General features: G+C 64.9%; 16 protein-coding genes and 1 tRNA gene. 5 read left to right on the top strand and 12 right to left on the bottom strand.

Going from position 1 to position 22064, the window contains the following annotated elements; all coding sequences use genetic code 11:
• Nucleotides 1-39 precede the first annotated feature (39 nt).
• On the top strand, nucleotides 40-1926 hold the full coding sequence (locus AC1MGT_RS04935; RefSeq protein ID WP_499503252.1) for an MFS transporter: 1887 nt from the start codon (nucleotides 40-42) through the stop codon (nucleotides 1924-1926).
• A 99-nt stretch (nucleotides 1927-2025) separates the two neighbouring features.
• Nucleotides 2026-2102, top strand: a tRNA-Pro gene (locus AC1MGT_RS04930).
• 253 nt (nucleotides 2103-2355) lie between these two features.
• Here the strand turns inward: AC1MGT_RS04930 and AC1MGT_RS04925 are convergent.
• The 3 genes from AC1MGT_RS04925 to AC1MGT_RS04915 all read right to left on the bottom strand — a co-directional run bounded on the left by AC1MGT_RS04925 (nucleotide 2356) and on the right by AC1MGT_RS04915 (nucleotide 6354).
• Nucleotides 2356-2952: a DUF4114 domain-containing protein gene (locus AC1MGT_RS04925; protein WP_499503251.1), complete on the bottom strand. Its 597-nt coding sequence runs from the start codon at nucleotides 2950-2952 to the stop codon at nucleotides 2356-2358.
• A gap of 460 nt (nucleotides 2953-3412) precedes the next feature.
• Nucleotides 3413-4693: an HD-GYP domain-containing protein gene (locus AC1MGT_RS04920; protein ID WP_499503250.1), complete on the bottom strand. Its 1281-nt coding sequence runs from the start codon at nucleotides 4691-4693 to the stop codon at nucleotides 3413-3415.
• Nucleotides 4690-6354 carry a methyl-accepting chemotaxis protein gene (locus AC1MGT_RS04915; RefSeq protein ID WP_499503249.1) on the bottom strand — a complete coding sequence of 555 codons (1665 nt, stop codon included), beginning with the start codon at nucleotides 6352-6354 and terminating at the stop codon, nucleotides 4690-4692. Before AC1MGT_RS04915 ends, AC1MGT_RS04920 begins: the two co-directional genes overlap by 4 nt.
• Before the next feature lie 296 nt (nucleotides 6355-6650).
• On the opposite strand from AC1MGT_RS04915, the gene AC1MGT_RS04910 reads away from it, so the two are divergent.
• Entirely contained in the window at nucleotides 6651-9851 is a 3201-nt protein-coding gene (locus AC1MGT_RS04910) for an ATP-binding protein (RefSeq protein WP_499503248.1), read from the top strand.
• Between the two features lie 58 nt (nucleotides 9852-9909).
• Here the strand turns inward: AC1MGT_RS04910 and AC1MGT_RS04905 are convergent, their stop codons facing one another.
• From AC1MGT_RS04905 to AC1MGT_RS04875, 7 genes are all read right to left on the bottom strand, one after another.
• A complete protein-coding gene (locus tag AC1MGT_RS04905; protein ID WP_499503247.1) occupies nucleotides 9910-12009 on the bottom strand; it encodes a hybrid sensor histidine kinase/response regulator in 2100 nt (699 codons plus the stop codon).
• Nucleotides 12010-12218: 209 nt separating this feature from the next.
• Nucleotides 12219-12833 carry a response regulator gene (locus tag AC1MGT_RS04900; RefSeq protein WP_499503246.1) on the bottom strand — a complete coding sequence of 205 codons (615 nt, stop codon included), beginning with the start codon at nucleotides 12831-12833 and terminating at the stop codon, nucleotides 12219-12221.
• A gap of 91 nt (nucleotides 12834-12924) precedes the next feature.
• The gene (locus tag AC1MGT_RS04895; RefSeq protein WP_499503245.1) at nucleotides 12925-13470 is read right to left on the bottom strand and encodes a GNAT family N-acetyltransferase; all 546 of its coding nucleotides are present in this window, start codon (nucleotides 13468-13470) and stop codon (nucleotides 12925-12927) included.
• 51 nt (nucleotides 13471-13521) lie between these two features.
• Nucleotides 13522-14700, bottom strand: a complete 1179-nt coding sequence (locus AC1MGT_RS04890) for a sensor histidine kinase (protein ID WP_499503244.1) — start codon at nucleotides 14698-14700, stop codon at nucleotides 13522-13524.
• Between the two features lie 85 nt (nucleotides 14701-14785).
• On the bottom strand, nucleotides 14786-17617 hold the full coding sequence (locus tag AC1MGT_RS04885; RefSeq protein WP_499503242.1) for a hybrid sensor histidine kinase/response regulator: 2832 nt from the start codon (nucleotides 17615-17617) through the stop codon (nucleotides 14786-14788).
• Between the two features lie 89 nt (nucleotides 17618-17706).
• Entirely contained in the window at nucleotides 17707-18681 is a 975-nt protein-coding gene (locus AC1MGT_RS04880) for an IS1595 family transposase (RefSeq protein WP_499503241.1), read from the bottom strand.
• 90 nt (nucleotides 18682-18771) lie between these two features.
• Nucleotides 18772-19818 (bottom strand): transporter, encoded by a 1047-nt coding sequence (locus AC1MGT_RS04875; protein ID WP_499503240.1) that lies wholly within the window; start codon nucleotides 19816-19818, stop codon nucleotides 18772-18774.
• 231 nt (nucleotides 19819-20049) lie between these two features.
• Between AC1MGT_RS04875 and AC1MGT_RS04870 the strand changes: the two genes are divergently transcribed.
• Nucleotides 20050-20289 carry a hypothetical protein gene (locus AC1MGT_RS04870; RefSeq protein ID WP_499503239.1) on the top strand — a complete coding sequence of 80 codons (240 nt, stop codon included), beginning with the start codon at nucleotides 20050-20052 and terminating at the stop codon, nucleotides 20287-20289.
• A 68-nt stretch (nucleotides 20290-20357) separates the two neighbouring features.
• Here AC1MGT_RS04870 and cadR read toward each other — a convergent pair whose 3' ends face one another.
• Complete coding sequence (gene cadR, locus AC1MGT_RS04865) at nucleotides 20358-20753, bottom strand: Cd(II)/Pb(II)-responsive transcriptional regulator (RefSeq protein WP_499503238.1); 396 nt, start codon at nucleotides 20751-20753, stop codon at nucleotides 20358-20360.
• Nucleotides 20754-20832: 79 nt separating this feature from the next.
• Here cadR and AC1MGT_RS04860 point away from each other — a divergent pair, with 79 nt between their 5' ends.
• The gene (locus AC1MGT_RS04860; protein WP_499503237.1) at nucleotides 20833-21480 is read left to right on the top strand and encodes a cation efflux transmembrane domain-containing protein; all 648 of its coding nucleotides are present in this window, start codon (nucleotides 20833-20835) and stop codon (nucleotides 21478-21480) included.
• On the opposite strand, the gene AC1MGT_RS04855 is transcribed toward AC1MGT_RS04860, so the two are convergent.
• Nucleotides 21477-22040: a D-glycero-alpha-D-manno-heptose-1,7-bisphosphate 7-phosphatase gene (locus AC1MGT_RS04855; RefSeq protein WP_499503236.1), complete on the bottom strand. Its 564-nt coding sequence runs from the start codon at nucleotides 22038-22040 to the stop codon at nucleotides 21477-21479. The genes AC1MGT_RS04860 and AC1MGT_RS04855 overlap by 4 nt on opposite strands.
• Between the last annotated feature and the right edge of the window lie 24 nt (nucleotides 22041-22064).

The raw sequence follows: 22064 nt of genomic DNA, 5'->3' as shown, positions 1-22064 counted from the left end.
TTGTACATTACGGCATCCTAGTCACCCGAGCCCTCCAGCATGCGCCAACCGAGCCAATTCTCCCTGCTGACCCAGCGCCGTTTCGCCCCCTTTTTCTGGACCCAGTTCCTGGGCGCGTTCAACGACAACCTGTTCAAGACGGCACTCCTGGTCGTGATGACCTACGACGCGCTGAACTGGACCACGCTCGACCCCTCGCTCATCAACAACCTGATCCCCGGCCTGTTCATCCTGCCGTACGTGGTGTTCTCGGCCACGGCCGGCCAGCTCGCCGACAAGTTCGACAAGGCTCGGCTCGCGCGCATCGTCAAGATCGCCGAGATCGCGATCATGCTGGTCGCCGGTATCGGCTGGATGACGCACAATCTGTGGCTGCTCATCGCGGCCGTGATCGGCATGGGCATGCACTCGACGCTGTTCGGGCCTGTCAAGTACGCCTACCTGCCACAAAACCTGAAGCCCGATGAACTGGTTGGCGGCAATGGCGTCGTCGAAATGGGAACGTTCGTCGGCATCCTGCTGGGCGAAGTGGCCGGCGCGGTGCTGGTTGGCAGGCCGAACGGCATCATGCTGGTGGCCGGCGCGACGCTGTTCTTCGCCGTGCTGGGCCTGCTGGCCAGCTGGCGCATCCCGCCATCGCCGGCGCCGGTGCCAGAGCTGCGCATCAGCCGCAACATCATTGCCGAATCGTGGCGCAATCTGGCGTTCTCGCGCAAGAACCGCACCGTGTTTCTGTCGATGCTCGGCAACTCGTGGTTCTGGTTCTATGGCGCGCTGCTGCTGGCCCAGTTCCCCGTGTTTTCCAAGGATTACCTGCGCGGTGACCACAGCGTGTTTGTGCTGCTCTTGACCGTGTTCTCGCTCGGCATCGGCGCCGGCTCGCTGCTGTGCGAACGCCTGTCGGGCCACAAGGTCGAGATCGGCCTGGTGCCGTTCGGCTCGATCGGCTTGTCGGTGTTTGGCATCGACCTGTATTTCGCCAGCTCGGGCTTCACGGCGGGTACGGCAATTGTCGACTGGCTGGCGCTGCTGGGCCAGCCGGGCGCCTTGCGTATCCTGTTCGACCTGGTGATGATCGGCGTGTTCGGTGGCCTCTTCATTGTGCCGCTGTTCGCGCTGATCCAGACGCGCTGCGACCAGAAGCACGTCTCGCGCACGATTGCCGGCATGAACATCCTCAACGCGGTCTTCATGGTGGCCTCGGCCGGCGTGGCGATCCTGCTACTGGGACAGGGCTTCTCGATTCCGGAACTCTTCCTGACCACGGCGCTGCTCAATGTGGTGGTGGCGATTTATATCTTCTCGCTGGTGCCGGAATTCCTGATGCGTTTCCTGGCCTGGATTTTGATCCATACCGTCTATCGCGTGCGCATGATCGACACCTCGCACATCCCGGCCGACGGCCCGGCGGTGCTGGTCTGCAATCACGTGAGCTACGTCGATGCGATCGTTATCAACGCAGCCAGCCCGCGCCCGATCCGTTTCGTGATGGATCACCGCATCTTCAAGACGCCGTTCCTGCGCTGGATTTTCCGCGCCGTCAATGCGATCCCGATCGCGCCGGCCAAGGAAGACCCGTGGACGATGGAAAAGGCCTTCGTCGACATCGCCCACGCACTGCATGACGGCGAGCTGGTCTGCATCTTCCCGGAAGGGCGCCTGACCAAGACGGGCGAGATGAGCGAATTCCGGAGCGGCATCACCAAGATCGTCGAGCGCAACAAGGTGCCGGTGATCCCGATGGCGCTGCGCGGCCTGTGGGGCAGCTGGTTTACACGTGACCAGGGCAACCTGTTCGGCCGGCGCATCGCACGCGGCATGCGCTCACAACTGTCGCTGGCGGTGGGCACGCCAGTAGCACCGGAGCTGGCGACGCCGGAATATCTGCAGCAGCAGGTGATGACGTTGCGTGGGGAGTGGAAGTAAGCGGAAATAAGCGGAAGTCAGCGCCGGGCCATACCGCCGCGATGGGTATGGCAAAAGCGCAAGATTTTTTTTGTGGCTCTGATATAATTATTGACTAGTCGGGGCGTAGCGCAGCCTGGTAGCGTACGTGCATGGGGTGCACGGGGTCGGAGGTTCGAATCCTCTCGCCCCGACCAATAGAATCAACGAGTCAGGCCAGCCGAGAGGTTGGCCTTTTTCGTTTCCGAAGCTTTCCCCCTTGCGAATACCCTTGCACAGCACTGGTCGCCGCCGGCGCGCTGTCAGCCGGCCAGCGCAGGAAGAGCCGGTGTGAGTATGATTTTCTCTGGCTGGCCAAAACGGAAAAGGCTGCTCGATAATGAGCAGCCTGAAGTAATAAATCATGCCAGCGCTATTTGCAGCCGCCAGCCGATAGGTAACAAGCGTTACTTACGCACTGTGCTGTTTCTTGCGACGGTTCATTCCGAGACCCAGTAAACCGAGCCCCAGCAAGGCGACGGATGCGGGCTCAGGAACTTCCGAGACATTGGCGAAAACAAAACTTACATCATTGTAGTTAAAGTCACCGCCATTATTCAGATCTTCGAAAGCGACATAGATCCCGGCAATCATATTTGCATCACCAGCGTAGTTAGACGAATAAACATGGTTGACCAAGTCGCTATTCAGACTGGTTTGGGAATACCACGGCCCAACATTGCCTGGTTCGAGATTCTTTAGAACGAACACCAGGACGTCGCCTTGAACAACAGGCCCGAAGTCGAATGACTGACCATATACCGATGTCTGATTATTCAGTCCATAAACGCCGGTGGCTACACCATTAACAAGCATGGACACTTCATTCGTGTAATTCGCTGTCGAGCCGGCAAAATAGCCCGTTACAATACCGGTGGATGTTGCAACAAATGTATACGGCTGAGTGTTTTCCGTACCTGCAGGTGAATATGGGATTGGCGCTGCCTGAGCGGCACCGCACGTTACCAACGCAGCTGCTACTGACAGTTTAGCAAACATGTTTTTCATTATATTTCCCCAGTTGGTGGATGAGCTTTTTTAGTAAGCAATAACTGGGCCACATCAATAAAATCCTTAGTTAACAACCGCTTGTAAATACAGCCATTATCTAATTGGTAGTTGTGTAAATTTTACCGACAAGCATAATAACAATTTATTCCATTTGGTAAATTATTGTTAATTGAATGAATCTCCATGATTGATTCACCCGTCGCTATAAGTGCTCGCAGAAAATTTAATTTTTTACGTAGAAATTCTTTTGTTTGGAATACTGCTCATCTATTGTATTGTGAGTATGCGCCAAGGCTGGCACCTCTGCGCCCAGGTGAGCATCTGTACCACGCTGCAGTAAAGAACGACAGCGGTTCGATTGACGCCGTGGCCAAAGCACTGCGTCGCGCGCAGCCCGGGTCGCTGACAAACCGTCAGCTAGTCCGGTCGAATTGCCCCAAGTATTCTCTGTGTCAATTCAGGGCACCTTCGCGACGCCATCGCCAAGCCAGTACCGGTCAATGTCTCGCAAGCCCCAATCTGCAGCGTTCTCGCATCCAACGATGGCGTCGCGCGCGCCCGGCGCCCCCAGGTCGATCAGCTCCGGCCGGATATAAGTCCGTGCACGGGTCGAGAAGAACACCTTGATCTTGGGCAGCAGCAGCGATTTGCCGCAGGGCTGTTCCGCAACGACGCCGAGGCGGCCCGATTGCAGACGCACCAGCGTGCCCACGGGATAGATGCCGAGGCACTTGACGAAGGCGGCAAACACCGCCTCGTCGAATTGCCCGGCGCGCGCCCATTCGGCCATGCGCCGCAGCGAATCGGCCGGGCACCAGCCCGCCTTGTAGGGGCGGTTCGACGTGATGGCGTCGTACACATCGCAGACAGCCCCCATGCGCGCATACAGGCCCAGATCGTCACCCGACAACCGATGCGGATAGCCCCGGCCGTCCGGGCGCTCGTGGTGGTGCAGGCACACTTCCAGTGCAACCGGACCGACGCCGGGCGAAGCCAGCAGCATGGCGTGGCCCTTGGCCGGATGGCCGCGCACGACGCAAAACTCGTCCTCGGTCAGGCTGCCCGGTTTATTGAGCACCTCGGCCGGGACGGCCATCTTGCCGACATCATGCAACAGGCCGGCCAGGCCCAGTTCGCGCGCGAGATGGTCGTCGAGGCCCAGCTGGCGCGCGAGCGCGATCATCAGCGCGCAGACTGCCACCGAATGCATGTACGTGTAATTGTCGGCGGTCTTCAGGCGCGCCAGGCCGATCAGTGCGCCAGGGTTGCGCAGCACCGAGGCGGCGATGGATTCGACCATTGGCATGGCGTCGCGCACCTCGATTGCGCAGCCCATGCGCGCCTCGTTGAACATGTCGAACAGGGCGCGCTTCGACTGGTCGAGCAGCACGGCGGCGCGGCCGAGTTCGTCGTCCATCGTGGCGCGTGGGGCAGGGCGGAAGCGAAACACCGTGGCGTCTGCAGCGCCCGGTGCGGCCGGCGCCGTGGCGCTCGCCTCCGGTGCGGGTTCGACATCGAGTCCGCGCTCGGTATCGATCCAGGCTTCAGTGGCGCGACTGGTCGCGATGCGCCCGACTTGCGCCGCCGATTCGATCAGGAAGGACGATTGCCAGAACGGCGTGTCGATCCACGAGCAGCATAGTTGTTCTACATACATTCCCGGCCGTAACTGCTTGATGGCGACTTTCTTCAGACCGGCACGCGGGACCGGCGGGGCTTGCCGACCACTCCCGATCATGGCAGGGCCAGCTGCAGCGCGGCGGTGCGGGCGACGCCCGCAGAACGGCGCGGCGGCGTTGCTGGCATGGACCCTGGCGCTGCACTACGGGCCAGCTTGAACACGGCCAGCGCCTGCACCACCTTGAGCGTCTGTTCCTGCAGGGCGGCGGCGGCGGCGGCCGATTGCTCCACCAGGGCGGCGTTCTGCTGGGTCACGCCGTCCATTTGCGTGACGGCGTCGTTGACCTGGCCAATGCCCGCGACCTGTTCGCGCGAGGCGGAGGCGATTTCGTTCATCAGACCGCTGACTTTGCGCACGGCCGCCTGCACCTGCTGGGTGGTTTCCCCGGCGCGTACGGCGAGGGCGGCGCCGGCCTCGACGTTGCTGATCGAGGCGGCGATCAGTCGCTTGATTTCCTGCGCAGAGGTGTTGCTGCGCTGGGCCAGATTGCGCACTTCGCTGGCGACGACGGCAAACCCGCGCCCCTGCTCGCCGGCACGGGCCGCTTCGACGGCAGCGTTCAGGGCCAGGATATTGGTCTGGAAGGCGATGCCTTCGATGATGCCGATGATGTCGCCGATCTTGCGCGACGCCTCCGATATCTCGTCCATCGTGGCAATGACTTCGCCGACGATGAGACCACCGCTTACGGCCGTGCCGTCGGCGGCCTCGGCCATGGTGCTGGCCTGGCCGACGCTGGCGCTGTTCTGCTGGACGGTCGAGGCCAGTTCTTCCATGCTCGACGCGGTCTCTTCGAGCGCCGAGGCCTGGGACTCGGTACGCCCCGACAGATCCATATTGCCGGTCGCGATCTCCGCAGTCGCCACGCTGATTTGCTGGAAGTTGGTGCGCACGTCGCCCACGATGGATTGCAGGTTGACCCGCAGCTGGTGCATGGCCCGCATCAACTGACCCATTTCATCTTGCCGGTCGCTGCTGAAATTCACGCTCAGGTCGCCGCCCGCCATGGTCTGGCAAGCCTGACGCGCTACTTCCATCGGCCGCAGCAGGGTTGCGTGTAACGCGTACCAGAAGTAAAGCAACGACACGCCAGCGGCCCCGGTCAATATGCCGAGCGGGGTTTCGAGGTGGGGGAACCGGACTGCGCCGTCGAGCAGGTGAAAGCCCATCAGCAGCAGCAGCATCGCGCACTGGCCCGTCAGGTTCAGCGCGATGCGGCGGCGCAGCGTCATATGGGTTGCGGCCGCCAGCAAGCCGCGTAGTCCGGTCGCGCGCACCATGCCTTGCTGAAGACGGATATTACCGGCGGTACCCGCCTTGAGGTTGCGATAGAGTTCGGCAGCCGCCGTGATCTGGGCCCGCGTCGGCTTCGTGCGCACCGACATGTAGCCGACAGCCTTGCCGTTTTCCATGACCGGGGTAGCGTTGGCCATTACCCAGTAGGCGTCGCCGTTCTTGCAACGGTTCTTGACCATGCCCGTCCAGGACCGGCCCGAGCGGATCGTGGCCCACATATCGGCAAACGCCTCGACCGGCATATCGGGATGGCGCAGGATGTTCTGGGGCGCACCGATCAGCTCCTCTTCGGTGTAGCCGCTGATGGCGATGAAGTACGTGTTTGCGTAGGTGATGTTGCCTTGCAAATCCGTGGTCGAGACGATCGTTTCAGTGTCGCTCAGTTCGATCTCGACATCGGTGACCGGAAAATTATTGCGCATGACAGACTCCTGCTGGAAGGTGTGGCGGGCATGGCGCGCCACCTGTTTAATTCATACCAGCAACAATTTTATGCCATCGGAAAACGAATAACTCAAATAAAACGAATAAATCGATTTATTTTCACTGCAGTGTTGTGATTTGTCACGACGCATGTCGCTGGATGGCTTCCTTGATGCAACATGGAGGGATGATCGGGATAGCGGCGTTGTTGCTGCAATTCGCGCACGTCGTCGTTGTACTTTTGCCAGTCAGGTATAGCATGAGAAAGATGATCCGCCTACCCACCGGAACCACCATGCGGCGTCGATATGTCGAGTTCGCCATGCTGGCAGCAGCGCTGGTATTTCTCGGCGCCAGCCTCGCTTATCTGCAGCTGACCGAGGTGGAGCGCCTCGAGAGCAGCGAGCGGGCCCGGTTGCTTTCGCTGACCACGCTGTTGGCCAGCAATATCCAGACCGATCTCGTGGCCACCAATGTGGCGCTCGAGGGCGTAGTCCGCGATTACCTGAGCGCCCCGGATGGCACCGTTGCCGAGGCAGCGTTGGCCGGTCGTCTGTCGGCGCTGGTCGGCGCGATGCCGGGCCTGCGCACGATGATGGTGTTCGACCGCGACGGGCGGGTGCGCGCTGCCAGCCAACACGATTTGTACGGGTACGATTTTTCCCGGCGCGACTATGTGGCTGCAGTGCGGCGCGCTCCCAGCAGCCGCACCCTGTACGTGGCCGAGCCGTTCCGCTCGATCCGCGGCGACCAGGTGGTGACGGTTGCGCGCATGGTGCCGGACGCTGCCGGCCGTTTCGCAGGAATGGTGCTCGCCACGCTCGATCCCGAATATTTCACCGGCCAGTTCCGCACAGCGATGTATGCGCCCGACGTCTGGGCACTGGTGGTTCACGGCGGCGGACGGCAATTGCTGAACTATCCGCCGAAAGGAAAGATCGACGGCACCAACCTGGCGCGCCCGGGTACGTTCTACCAACGCCACCGCAGCAGCGGCCGGGTGGCCGGCGTACTCGAAGGCCGGGTCTACACCACCGGCGAAGAGCGCGTGATGGCCATGGCCACGATTGCGCCAGCAGCGCTGGCGATGGACTATCCGCTCGTGATTGGCCTGAGCCGTGACGCCACCGCCGTCGTCGCACCGCTGCGGCGCCAGGCGATGACGCTGGCCGTGCTGTTCGCCGTGCTGGCAACCGGTGCCTGCGGAGCGCTGGCGGTGGTGCAGCGCAGGCGTTCGCAGTGGGCACGCCAGGATGCCGAGCAGGCGCGTGCACGCGCTGCCATGCAGGGCGTGTATGACAGCGAAGCGCGGTTTCGCACGCTGATCGAGGATGCGCCGCTGGCCGTCGCCATCCTGCGGCATGGGCGCTTCATCTACTCCAACCCGCGCTACCGGGCCTTGCATGGCTATGGCGCGACGGACGACCTGACCGGGCTGCGCTGGCGCGCCATGATCACTGCGCCGTCGCTGGCCGGGCTGGCGCAGCACGAGGCATTGATCGAGGCCGATACCCCGGCCGAGCAGCATTTCGAGGCGATCGGCCTGGGCAAATGGGGCTCCTCCGTGCCGGTCTACAAGACCACGGCGCAGGTACGGCTGGCGGATGGCCCTGCGACCCTCGTCTTTGCGCAGGATATCTCGGCGCAAAAGAGCGCCGAGGCCGAGATGCTGCTGGCCCGCGATGCGGCCGAGGCGGCCAGCCGCAGCAAGGCCGAGTTTCTGGCCAATATGAGCCACGAGATCCGTTCGCCGCTCAATGCCGTGCTGGGTTTTGCCTATCTGCTCGAGCAGCGCGCGATCGACGCCGAAGCCCGCAGCATGGTGCGCAATATCCGCGTGTCCGGCCAGTCGCTGCTGGCCATCGTCAATGACATCCTCGACGTGTCGAAGATCGAGGCCGGGCACATGCTCATCGAGACCGCGCCATTCTGCCTGGGCGAGTTGCTGGAAAAGGTGGCCACCAGCATGCGCATCGGCGCTGCCGGCAAGGACCTGCAGCTGATCGTCGACACGCCGCCGGCCGGCGTCGGCATCCTGCTCGGGGATGCATTGCGGCTCGAGCAGGTGCTGCTCAATCTCACCGGCAATGCGGTCAAGTTCACACCCAACGGCCAGGTGGCGCTGCACTGCACCTTGCTGCGACGCGACGGCGACGCCCTGGTGCTCCAGTTCAGCGTGCATGACACCGGCATCGGCATCGATCCGGCCGCCCAGGAGGCGATTTTCTCGCCATTCACCCAGGCCGACAGTTCCACCACGCGCCGCTTCGGCGGCACTGGCCTGGGGCTGACCATCTGCCGCCAGCTGGTCGCGCTGATGGGCGGCGCGCTGGTTGTCGACAGCACGCCCGGACGCGGCAGCGTGTTCAGCTTCAGTCTGCCGCTGCAGGTGTCTACCGAAGCCAGTGCTACCGCCGTCTGCGCGGCTGCCACGCCCTCGGGCCAGACTCTGTGCGACGTCTGCGTGCTGGTTGTCGACGACAGCGACATCAACCGCGAGGTGGTCCAGCGCATCTTGCGCGACCAGGGCGCCGAGACGGTCTGCGTCGGCGACGGCCGGCAGGCGCTGGACTGGTTGCTGGCGCATCCTGAGCAGGCCGACGTCGTGTTGATGGACGTGCAGATGCCGGTCATGGACGGCATCGAGGCGACCCGGCAGCTGCGCCGCATGCCGCAGTTCGACGGCCTGCCGGTCATCGCACTGACTGCCGGGGCGTTCAAGGAACAGCAGGAGGCGGCGCTCGAGGCCGGCATGTGCCATGTGCTGAGCAAGCCATTCGATGTGCCAGCGATGCTCGCGCTGATTGCACGCTTGTGCGGCAGCGGCAGCGGCAGCGACGGCGAGGGCGAGGGTGGCGGCGCGGGTGCCCTGGCCGGCCCGGCGCCGGCACAGGTCGATGAAGACGCGCTCGACGTGGCTGCCGGACTCGCCCTGTGGCTGGACGACGCGGCCTACCGCCAGTATCTGGCCCAGTTCCTCGAATTGCATGGCGACAGCGCGGCGCTGATCGGCGCCAGCCTGGCTGCCGGCCGGCCGGGCGAAGCGGCCGCACTGGCCCACAAACTGGCCGGCGTGGCTGCCAGCCTGGCCCTGCCTGCGACGCGCGTGGCCGCGCATGAGGCCGAGCGGATGCTGTACGCCGCCATGCGCGATCCGGGCGCCGACGGTGTCGCGATCGACCTGGCGCCATTGACGCAGGTGCTGGCGCAGGCGCGGCGCGCGATCGAGCAGTACCTTGGGCCGGCGCCGGCGCCAGCGCCGGCAGCCTCGCCCGTGGCAGCGTCGCCGGCGGTGCTGCACGCGCACCTGACGAGTCTGCTCGAAGCGCTTGACGCCGAGGCGCTGGAACAGGCCGAAGCATGCCTTGCCGCGCTGTCGCCGCTGTTGCCAGCGGTGACACTCGACCGTGTGTGGAACCCGCTGCGGCGCTTCGATTTCCGCGCCGCCGAGGCCGCCGTGCGCCTGTTGACGGCGTCCGTGCCGGCAACCTTGTAAGCGCTGGGCTGCTCGCCGTCGACAAGGCGGGCAGGCCGGGCAGGGCCTGGCCGCCCCGTCAGCGCACCGGCTGCGTCCAGCGCCGCACGAGGTCGCCCAGCTGCTCCGCCGTGAACGGCTTGCTCAGGTAATCGTCCATGCCGGCCGCCAGGCAACGCTCACGGTCGCCGTCGATGGCGCTGGCGGTCAGTGCCACCACGGCCATGCGCGGGGCGCCGGTGGCGTGCTCGCGCTGGCGCAGCTGGCGGCAGGCTTCGTAGCCGTCGAGCACCGGCATCATGCAGTCCATCAGCACCAGGTCGTAGGCGCTGGTTTCCAGCGCTGCCAGCGCGACCGCGCCATTCACCGCTTCGTCGACCCGGCAACCGAGTTTTTCAAGCAGGATGCGCAGCAGTTCGCGGTTGATCTCGGTGTCCTCGACGACGAGCACGCGCGGCGTCCCTACAGCGGCCCGCAGGCCGGATGCGCTGACGGTGTCGGGCGCCGGCGCCGACGCCAGGCTGCACGGTACGACCAGGCGGAAGCAGGCACCGGGCCCGGTGCGCGGGATCAGGTCGATACTGCCGCCCATCAGGTCGGCCAGGCGGCGGCAGATGGCCAGCCCCAGGCCGGTCCCGCCATACACGCGGCTGATGGTATTGTCGGCCTGGCTGAAGGGCTGGAACAGGCGCGCCTGGGCGGCCGGCTCGATGCCGATGCCGTGATCGCTCACCTGGTACAGCAGCAGCCACCCGCCGCTCGTGTCGGGATCGCGCCGGGCGACCACGGTCAGTTCGATTGGACCGCCGCCAGCGGGGGTGAACTTGATCGCGTTGCTGAGCAGATTGCCCAGCACCTGGCCGATGCGGTCGGGGTCGGCCATGACGGCCGGTGGCAGCACGCCCGGACGCAGCACGATCGCCAGGCGCTTGCGCTCTGCGCTCATGCGGTACGAGTCGACCCGCTGCGCAGCATGGCGCAGCGGATCAAACGCTTGCGGCAGCAGCTCCAGGTTGCCGGACTCGACCTTTGAAAAGTCGAGAATATCGTTGATGGTGCGCAGCAGTTCGAGCACGCTCTGGTGGACGGTGCGTGCATACGTGTCGAGCGGCGCCGGCAGCCCGGCGCCGAACAGCAGTTCGGACATGCCGACAATGCCGTTCATCGGAGTGCGGATCTCGTGGCTCATCATCGCCAGGAAACGCGACTTGGCCTGGTTGGCCGCATCGGCCTGGGTCTTGAGCGCAAGCGCCTCAACTGCATCGCGCTCGCGCTGGCGCACGATGCGCAGCACCGTGCCAAAGGCCAGCGCAACACCCAGCATGCCGGTCATCGCAATGGCGCCCAGCGGACGCAGATTGCGCCACCAGTCGCTGGTCAACAACGCTTCGGGCACGGATGCCTCGATCACCAGTGGGTAATTGCGTACCGGACGCTGCGCCACCATGCGCGCCTCGGCATTCGCGGCAGCGGTTGCTGGCGCCCGGCCGATGGAGGCGTCACGCTGCGGCCAGGAGGCCAGCAGAACCTGATCGCTCGACAACAGTGAGATCGCTGCCTGCTGGCCGGGGCTGACGGAACGGAAGAAGTCGGTGAACGAGGCGCACGAGATGCCTACCACCGCCACGCCCGCGAAGCGGCCATTGGGCGTTTCGCGGCGGCGGCTCAGGTAAAACGTCCAGGCGCCGTTGATCTTGTTGCGTACCGGACGGCTGACGTAGGGGGCGGGGTCGCGGTGCGCGCGGTGATAGACGAAATAATCGCGCTCGGCCAGGTTGATGACCGGCGTTGGCCAGGCGCGTGTGGAACTGAGCAGCGCGCCGTCGGCGCCGATGACGCTGGCCACGGCCACCTGCGGCAGGCCGCTGATCTTGTCGCTCATGGTGCGATAGAGCGCCTCGCTCCCCAGCGCCGGATCGCCGTCGTCGGCCGGCAGCGCGGCGAGGATGCTGTCGAGCGCCAGGGTAGAGGAGGCCATCGATTGCGCCGTGCTTTCGGCCAGCGCCAGCGTCAGGTTGTCGAGATCGCTGGCCCAATCGTCGATCTCGCGAAAGTGCAACACCCAGGCTGAACCGGCCAGCGCGAGTGTAAGCAGCAGCACCAGGCCCGCGCAGATCATGGCGCTGACGGTACGTGTGTCCAGGCGCTGCAGGCGCTGCCACCATGGCACGTCGTTCATCGATGTATCCGCGCTCACCCACACCCTCCGTCGGTATTGATCGGCGCCCTGCGAGGGAGGCAACGCGCGGCATGGGAACGGCGGATGACGCGCTCGTGCCGGTTCGCCTGGCAGACAACGAGTTTACATCAAAACCTTTAAATCCGTTAATTTAATTTATTTGAAATTAAAGTAACGAATATGGCGGTCATTGGATTGGCAGGTAGGCGCTACGCTGGCGTGGGCTTGCGGGCGCGCTGCGCGACGCTCGCCCGCAGGTAGCCGCGCAGCTCGTCATAGTTGATCGGTTTGGGGAAGAACACGACGCCTGCCGGAACGCCGCCACGGGCTGCAAGCTCGTCGGCAGGCAGCCCCGACAGAATGGCAATGCTGACGTCCGCCAGTTCCGGGTCGGTCATGACGGTGCGCACCACTTCGAAGCCGTCGATGCCCTCCATGACGATGTCGGCCAGCAGGATGTCGGGCGGGCGGCGGGCGATCTGCAGGAGCGCCTGATAGCCGTTTTCGCAAAAGATGAAGTCCGCTGGCAAGTCCCAGGCCGCAAACTGGCGCTGGTACAGGGCGCGTTGAATGGCGTTATCCTCGATCACGAGAATGGTCGCGCGCCCGCTGGCCTCGCGCCCCATGCTTCCCGCCAACTTGTTCTTGTAGTCCAGTACGGCCTTGAGTGGAATCCGGCGATGCCCGCCCTGGGTCTTCCAGGCATCCAGCACCCCTGTTTCCACCAGCTGCTGCACCAGCGACACCGAGATACCGAGCATCTGCGCCGCTACCTGGGTGGTGCATACCTCGTCGGACGTTACCGCACTTTGCTTAGTTGCCACCTGAACCGCTCCCGCATTATCCGTTGCCTCAATAAGAATTCATTGAATTCGTTTTAATTGCTTGTATTGTATCGTACCGGGGCACGACCCATCAGCGCCCAAGTACGCTGGCAGGCGCGCAGTGCTTGTAGAAGAAGGTCGTTGCACACAGCTGGCCGTCGGGCAGACAGGCGAAGTCAGGGACGCTGCCGACACGCTGCCAGCCCGACCGTGCATACAGGCGTTCGGCCGTGCTGTCAGCCGTGTCGAGTACCAGCACGCTGCGCCCTTGCGTACGCGCGGCTTCCTCGACTGCCTCCATCAACCGCCCGCCGATGCCCGCGCCGCGTGCCCGGCGCCGCACCAGCAGCTTGGCCACATCCGCCCGATGTTGCTGGTTGTCCGGCATGGCGGTAATCAGCTGGACGGTACCGAGAATGCCAGCCCTGTCCTGCGCCACGATCAGCGTCCGCTCGCCGCGCTCGACGCCGCCTGCGATGTCGTGCCAGTAGTCCAGCGCCGTCGTGCGCGACAGCGGCAGCATGAAGCTGACCGATGCGCCGCCTTCGACGCAGTCGATCAGGACATCGGCCAGTTGCTCGCTACAGGCGCGGGCGTCGGCATACGAAAGGGTGCGCAGCGTGATGTCATGGGGCATGAGGGTTCTCCTGGAGATGGTTATGAGGTGCCGGCCAGGTCCGGCAGTGATTCAATCGATCGTCGCCGCTCCCGGTGTCTGCCCGGCAACCAGTGTACGTGACCCGGCATGGGGGCGCCCATCAATCGGGATATTGATGAAGAACGTCGTCCCGCGGTCGCTGTTGCTGTCGAGGCCGATACTGCCGCCATGGCTTTCGGCCACGGCGCGCACATAGGGCAGGCCGATCCCCCAGCCTTGCGGATCGCCGCGCTGGGCCAGCTCGGCACGGCGGTACATCTGGAAGATGCATTCCTGCTCGTGCGGCGGGATCGGCGGGCCGTCGTTGTGCACCGACACGAGCAGGCGTTCGTGGAGCTGGTCGACCTTGACGCTGATCGGCGTGGCAGGCGCCCCGTATTTCACGGCGTTGGACACCAGATTCTCGATCGCCCGCCTGAATACCTGGCGATCCCACCAGCCATCGACAGGATGCGCGTGCAGCTCGAAACGGGACCCGTGCGCGGTGCGTGCGTCGGCCAGCACCTCGGCCACGAGTTCGTCCATCGGAAAGGTGGTGATGGTCAGCGGAATGCTCTCGCCACTGTGAAACGCCATCGTATCGAGCAATTCGTCGACCATGCCGCTCATGCGCCGGGTATTGGCCAGCGCCTTGCCGGCCACCTTCTTGATCTGGTCCAGGTCATTGCTGCGCAGAATGAGTTCGAGTGCAGTGACCGTGGCGCCCAGCGGGCCGCGCATATCGTGCGTCAGCGCTGCAGCGAAGCGTTCACGGAAACCGCTGTGCACCAGCGAGAACGCTTCGACGGCTTCCTGGATGCCGGAATCGATCGATGAGTGGATCGTGTGGATTTCGCGGTGATCGAGCACGACCTGTTCGCGGTGCAGCACATCGAAGATGGCCCAGCGGAAGATCTGATACTCCTCGATCAGCGCAGTGTGATCGTACGAGGTGATGCGGGCGCGCTCGCCGCCATGCTCGGCCGCAACCGTGGTGCCGTCAACGGCCGACGTGCGCGGGTAGTCGGGACTGATGCTCTGGACAATGTTCTCGTAGAACAACGGCAGCGTATCGATCAGGATCGGGTGCTGCACATTGCGCGCCTGAGCGACGCGTTCGCGCACGCGTGCTTCCCAGGTCGCGAAAACGGCCCCACGCAAGCCCAGCATCCGCTGTGCATTGGCCGAGAGGTGGGCGGACCCGGCTTGCTGGTCGGTGGCGAAACTCACTGGAGGCTGTCCCTTCGATAGTGGCGTGTGTCTTGACGTCCGGCCATCTTACGCCGGGGCACGGACACACGCCGTACGATTGTGGTCAGGCCGGCATGGCTTCCGGGTCCGGCGCCAGTGTGTCGAGCAGCGCCAGCAGATAAGGAATGTCGACCGGCTTGACCAAGTGCCGCGAAAACCCGGCGGCCTGCGACGCAGCCACGTCCTGCGGCTGCCCGTAGCCGCTGAGCGCCACCATGACTGCGCCCGCCAGGCGCGGCGCGGCGCGCAGCCGGCGCGCAAGCTGGTAGCCGTCCATGTCGGGCAGGCCGATATCGAGCAGGCAGACATCGAACGCCTCGGATTCGGCCCGCAGCAGGGCGCCATGGGGTGACTCCTCGACCTGCACCGCATGGCCCACGGCGGCGAGCACCATGCCCAGCGACTCGGCGGCGTCGCGGTTGTCGTCGACGATCATGATGCGCAGCGCCGTGTGCGAAGCCAGCGCGTTGTCTTCGTGCGTGGCGGCGGCGGGACCGGCGCCGCCCGGGCCCAGCGGCAGGGTGACGGCAAAGCAGCTGCCGCGGCCGGGGCCGTCGCTGTGCGCCTCGACCCTGCCGCCATGCAGCGTGACCATGCTGCGCACCAGGGCCAGTCCCAGGCCCAGCCCGCCCTGCGCCCGGTCGGGCGTGCGCCGGGCTTGCGTGAACAGCTCGAAGATGTCGGGCAGCAGGCTGGCCTCGATGCCAATCCCGTTGTCCCTGACCGACAGGGTTACGCAGTCGGCAGCAGTGTCGGCTTCGGCAAACACAGTGATCTCGCCACCATCCGGCGTGTACTTGGCCGCGTTGCCCAGCAGGTTGGTCATCACCTGCACCAGCCGCTTGCGGTCGCCCGTGACGGTGACGTTGGCCGCGCCCAGGCGCGTGGCGAGCGTGTGCCCCTTTTTTTCGATGAGCGGGCGCGCCTGCTCGATGGCGCTATGGATGACGGTCTTGAGATCAACGGGCAGGCGCTCGAGTTCAACCAAGCCGCGCGTGACGCGCGAGACGTCGAGCAGATCGTCCACCAGCTCGACCATATGCCGCACCTGGCGGCCGATCACGTCGGCCGCATGCGCCGTACGCTTCGGATCGATGCTTGAGAGCTTGAGCATCTGGGCAGCGGTGCTGATCGGGGCCAGCGGATTGCGCAGCTCATGCGCGAGCATCGCCAGGAATTCATCCTTGCGCACATTGGCGGCCTTGAGCTCTTCGGCGGCCAGCCGGTGGTCGTGCATGTCGGTGACCGTGCCCATCCAGCGGATGATGGCGCCGGCTTCGTCGCGCACCGGCAACGCGCGGTTGAGCACCCAGCGGTAGTCGCCATTGTGGTGGCGCAGCCGGTGCTCGATCTCGAACAGCGCGCCGCTGGCCAGGCTGGCCATCCACTGCGTCCGCAGCGCCGACAAGTCGTCGGGGTGAATGGCGCGGGTCCAGCCGCTGCCGGCCAGCGCCTGGCTCGACATCCCCGTGAAGTCGCACCAGCGCCGGTTCGCGTAATCGTTGGTGCCATCGGGCAGGCCCGACCACACCATCTGCGGCATCGCTTCGGTCATCGTGCGGAACTTGTTTTCGCTCTCGCGCAGCGCGCGCTGCACTTGCACCTGGGCCGTCAGGTCCATCGACGCGGCCACGGCGCCAGTGATGTTGCCGGCGTCGTCGCGAATCGGGGCGGCCCGGGTGAGCAGGAAGTGCCGCTCATGCGGCCGGCCGAACGGTTCGATCTCGACAAAGTCGGCGTCGACCTGTTCGCCGCGCAGCGCGCGCACCAGTGACCAGTCGCGGGCCTGGACCGGCTGGCCGTGGCGCTGTGAACCGTCGGCCCACCAGCCGCGCCAGTCGCCGTAACCTTCGGGACTGGTGGTCATCGGGTGCTCGCCCCACAGCACGTGCATCATCGGGTTGGCCGACGAGAGCGCGCCCTGGGCGTCGGCGTAGACGATGCCCACGGGGGCGGAACTGAGCAGGGCATCGAGCCGCCGCCGGTCGGCCTCGGCCTGGGCGAGGGCGGCGCGCGCTGCCGCTTCGCTCGCCTGCAGGGCGCGCTCGGCGTTCTTCTGGTTGCTGATGTCGGTAAACATGAGCGCCACGCGGCGCCGGGTCGGGTGCGCGATGCGGCTTGCGTAGACGCTGAACCAGCGCCCCATCGCTTCGGAGCCCTGCTCGAAGCGGCGCGCCACGCCGCTGCGGGCGATGTCGTCATAGATGTCGATCCAGCTCTGTTCGATGCCGGGTACCAGCTCGCGCGCCGTCTTGCCCACACTGTCGACCACGCCCGTGTGGCGGGCAAAGGCGGGGTTGGCTTCGACGAACAGATAATCAACTGCCTTGCCGTTGGCATCGTCGATCATCTCGATCATGCCGAAGCCTTCGTCCATCGTGTCGAACAGCACGTGGTGGGTTTGCTCGAGGCGCTGGCGCAGCAAATGGTTGTGCGTGACGTCATTGACGATGACAAGCACGCCGCGCACGCCGCCCTCGTCCTCGATCGGGCTGCAGCCATAGGTCCACCAGAGGTCTTCGCGCCGGCCATGGCGGGTGAGGGGGATCAGCCGGTCGTCGTGCCAGGCGCCGGGGCCGCCGGCCATGATGTGCTCGATCTCGGGGCCGATCAGGTCCCAGGCTTCGGCCCAGCAGACCCGGCCGGGTTGGCCCAGCGCGGACGGATGGCGTTCATGACCGAGGGTCTGGCGGTAGCTGTCGTTGTAGAGCTGGATCAGCTCGTCGCCCCACCAGATGAGCATCGGGTGATTGCTGGACAACACGACCCGGACCATGGTCCTGAGCGCCATTGGCCAGGTGTCGGGCGGTCCCAGCGGAGTGGCTTGCCAGTCGTGGGCGCGCATCAGGGCGCCCATCTCGCCGCCGCCGGCCAGGAAGCTGAAAGGTGAAGTCAAGGGGTTCGATGGTGGTATGTACGAACAGACAAGATACGGGCTGGCTGCGCCATTCGCAAGACCAATGGCGCGCGGCAATCATGGCGCAGTCAACGTAATCTGTTGATGACGCCGATTGCGATGCTTAGCAATTGTTCTGGGGAACTAACCCGTCCGCCGTCCAGTGCCCAGCGCCAACCCAGATAATTGGGCAGATAGCGTGACGCAACACCACGAAAGCCCGATAGCCAGTCCTTGAAGCGCTGGTGATAGGCATTCACGTTCTGTACGTGGATGGCGCGGCTGCCCGAATGCCGGACCCTGACCCCGGCGCGCAGGTTGACCGCCTCGTGCGCAATTTGGTGCTTGCGTGCAAAGGCGCGATACGCGGCATGGCTGTCGCTGACCAGCAGCGCTTGCGGATCGAGCCTGGGGAGCAGATCGCGCTCGAGTTGGGCCGCGGTCAGTGCGCCGCGGCCGGTGACGGCATCGACCGTGCGACCGTTGCGGTCGCGCGCCACCAGGATGCAGTCGAGCTGCGTTGAAATGCCACGCTGGGTGGCGTGCCCGCCGCGCCGGCGTGGCGGGCGATCGAGCGTGCGCGACCCTTTTTGTGATTCGAGCAGGAACGTCTCGTCAGCCTCGACGATGCCATTCAGGGATGCGGGCCGGTCGAACTTGACCCAATCAAGGAAGCGGTGGCGCCACCGGAAGGCGGTATTGCGGTGCACGCCAACCCGATCTGCGCCCTTGCGCACGGACAGTGAATCGAGCAGCACTTGCGAATACGCGAGCCACCTGGCCTTGAGCCTGAGCCGTGCCAGCGGGGTGCCGCTCAGGTCGTTGAAGGTGCGCCCGCAGGCGCAGCAGCGAAAGCGCTGCAGATCGTTGGCGAAGCCATGCCGGTGGCAGCGCCCGTTGCCACAGCGGGGACAGCAGCGGCCAGGCGCTCTGGCCTGGGCGATCAGCGCCACCACCTGGGCGAGGCCGGCCGCAGGACGCAAGGCATCGAGCACTTGCCGGCGCTGCGGGTTGTTCAGCGACTGCAAGCTGGCGAACCAGTTCTTGAACCGTGGCGCTTTCATGATCGACTCCTGGCGTTGGGGACAGGAGTTCGACCACCGGGCTGCTCATCAGTTCAGAGCTTCCCTCTATTTAACGTTGACTGCGCCCAATCAACCGCGGCGTTGCAGGCGCAGCAGCAACCAGGCCGCGACCGTCGTGAAGGTCACGATCAGGCCGCACACGATCCAGAACCCGTGGCCGTTTTCGGCCAGCGGCACGCCGCCCACGTTCATGCCGAGCAGGCCCGCGATCAGGTTGATCGGCAGCGCCATCACCGTCACGATCGTCAGCAGGTACAGGCTGCGCGCATTGTCTTCGTTGACGCGCGCGGCGATTTCTTCCTGCAGCAGCTTGATGCGCTCCTGCAGCGCAGCCAGGTCGCTCAGCACCACGGTGAATTCTTCGGTGGCCTGGCGCAGGTCCTGGCGGTCGTCGCCATTGACCCAGACCGGCGGGCGCTGCAGCAGGCGAAACAGCGCGGCCGGTTCCGGTGCCAGCAGGCGCTGCAGCCGCACCAGCACGCGCCGCAAGGCGCCCAGGTCTTCGCGCTGGCGCGTCAGGCGCCCCGCCAACAGGCGGTCTTCGATGGTGTCGACGCGCGCGACCGCGTCGCGCACGATGTTCACCAGCACGTCGGCCTGGTCGCGCAGCAGGTGCACCAGCAGCTCGCTCGACGAGCGCAGCGGCGCGCCCTGCAAGACATCCTGGCGCAGACGTTCGATCGACGCCAGCGGCTTGCGGCGCGCACTGATGACGGCATGCGGCGTGACGTGGGCCCACAGGGTCGAAATCTCGGCGCTGTCGAGCGAAAAGCCGTGCAGCACATCGTTGACGACGGCGATCAGCGCGTTATCGGCGATTTCGATGCGGGTCGAGCGCGAGCCCTGGTGCAGCGTGGCGTAGAACTCGTCGGCCAGGCCGGCGTGCTGGCGCAGCCACCGCTCGCTGGCCGTGTTCGACAGGTTGAAGTGCAGCCAAATGAACTGGCCAGGTTGCGGCGCGGCCATCCAGCGCAGGGCGTCGGCTGCGCCGATGGGGGTGGCTGCAGGCACGGCGCCAGGCGCGGCGGTTGCGCCCGGGTCGATCAGGAATCCCCACACCAGGCCCGACTTGTCGGAGCCGTAATTGAAGCCGGATGCCGCGCCGGATACTGCCATCTGCTGTCCAGGTTGAATCAACGATGGGCAATTGTAGAGCCATCGGCGTGCGCCATGTGCAACATCCGGCGGCATGCGGGCGCGGTGCTGCGATGTCATCAAGCTGAAATACAGGGTCGCTAAGATCGGCGCTGTGTCTCTCTCTCGCGTGATCCCGAAGGATTTTGCGTTGTTCCGTCGGCGTCGCTGTCGACGGAGTTTTTTGTGCTGGTGCCCAACGAAAGAAATCAGATGCAAGTATCAAAGATCGATCGCCGCTATGTGGGCCTGCCGTATATGCAGTCGAACCCGTACGCGGACGCCACCCACATCGTGCGCCAGGGCATGCAGATCCAGGCCAGCCTGGGCACCCTCAGTGCCGTCGAATTTCTCAAGCAGCATGGCGTGCATGGCGCCGTGATTCACCGCGTGCTGATGGGCGAGCACGTGCGCATGGACGATCAGCTCGTGATCGAGGATCCACGCATGTGATTGACGATGGACGATGGACGATGGACGATGGACGGTGGAGATGGACGGTGGCGGCCCCCGGGGCAGCCTCAGGCGGGATCCGTCAGCTCGCGCAGGATCGCGCACTGGCCGGCCGTCTGCACCGAGTCGCAGCGCGCGCGCACGGTCGACAGGGCGGTGCGCAGCTGCTGCAGCTCGGTGATCTGGCGATCGATTTCGGATAGCTGATGGTCGACCAGCGCATTGACGCCGCTGCATGAGCGCTCTGGCTGATCCTGGTAGCCCAGCAGCGTGGCGATTTCCGCCAGAGACATGCCCAACGCCCGGCAGCGCCGGATGAAATGCAGCCGCTCGGCGTGGCTCGCATCGTAGACCCGGTAGTTCGCCTGCGAACGCACCGGTGGCGGCAACAGACCCTTCAGTTCATAGAACCGCACCGTTTCGGATTGACACCCCGTCAGCTTCGCCAGTTCCCCAATTCGCATCTTCATCCACCTTGACGTTTACATTGACCTTGTAGTTACTACAGGGATTCTAATGCATCCATCGTCTTTGGAGGTGCGTATGTCGTCATGCTGTTCAGGATCGTGCAGTTCTGCTGCCCCGCCGCCCGACGGGCGCTATCGCAAGGTGCTGTGGGCGGCCCTTGTCATCAACTTCATCATGTTTGGCGTCGAGATCGTCAGCAGCCTGGCCGCAGGCTCGGTGGCGCTGCTGGCGGACTCGGTCGACTTTCTGGGCGATGCCGCCAACTACGGCGTTTCGCTGTTCGTGCTGGGACTGGCGGTCGTGTGGCGCTCGCGCGCGGCTTATGCCAAGGGCCTCGTGATGGGCGCATTTGGCCTTCTGGTGCTGGGCCGGGCATTGTGGCTTGGCACGGGTGGACAGGTGCCACATGCCCAGACCATGGGCGTGGTCAGTGTGCTGGCATTCGCGGCCAATGGTGCGGTAGCGGCGCTCCTGTATGCGTTCCGGAACGGCGACGCGAACATGCGCTCGGTGTGGCTGTGCACGCGCAACGACATGATCGGCAATGTGGCTGTCATGCTCGCGGCCCTCGGTGTGTTCGGCACCGGGGCCGGCTGGCCCGACATCGTGGTGGCGTCGATCATGGCGCTGCTGGGGCTGCATGCAGCGCGCGACATCATCCTGCAGGCGCGGGGCGAGTTGCGCCAGGGCGCAGGCGCTGGCGCTAGTGTGCCCGCCCGCTAGCATGGGTCGCCATGCCCGGCGATCAGCATGGCCGCGTGGTACAGGTCGGGTGCGATGCGCGTGGGCAGCCGGCGCGGGCCCAGGCGCCATTCGGTTTCGTTGCCGTTGTCGATCAGCAGCGTGCGGCAGCCAGCGCGGTTGCCGGCTTCGACATCGTGCAGGATGTCGCCGATCATCCATGATGCGCGCAGGTCGATGTCGTGCTCGTGCGCGGCGCGCAGCAGCATGCCCGGCGACGGCTTGCGACAGGTGCAGGCGTGGGCATAGTTGCTGACGGTGCCGAGCGGATGGTGCGGGCAATAATAAAAACCGTCGAGCGTGAGCTGCTCGCGAAACAGCAGGTCGCGCAAGCGGTCGGACATCGGCGTCATCGCGTCTTCGCCAAAGCAGCCGTGCGCAATGCCGGACTGGTTGGCGACGATGAACAGCCGGTAGTCCAGGCCGGCCAGTAACCGCAGCGCGGGCCCGGCGCCGTTGACCAGGCGGATGCGGCGCGGCTCTGCAGCAAAGGGCATGTCGTCGACCAGCGTGCCGTCGTTGTCGAGGAAGATGGCTTTCATGCGGGCGCCTTTCACGGTGCGGTG

It is taken from the genome of Telluria sp. BA11 (assembly GCF_056680305.1).
Note: the sequence above shows the minus strand (reverse complement) of the source record. Positions and strands in the feature narration are given on the sequence as shown.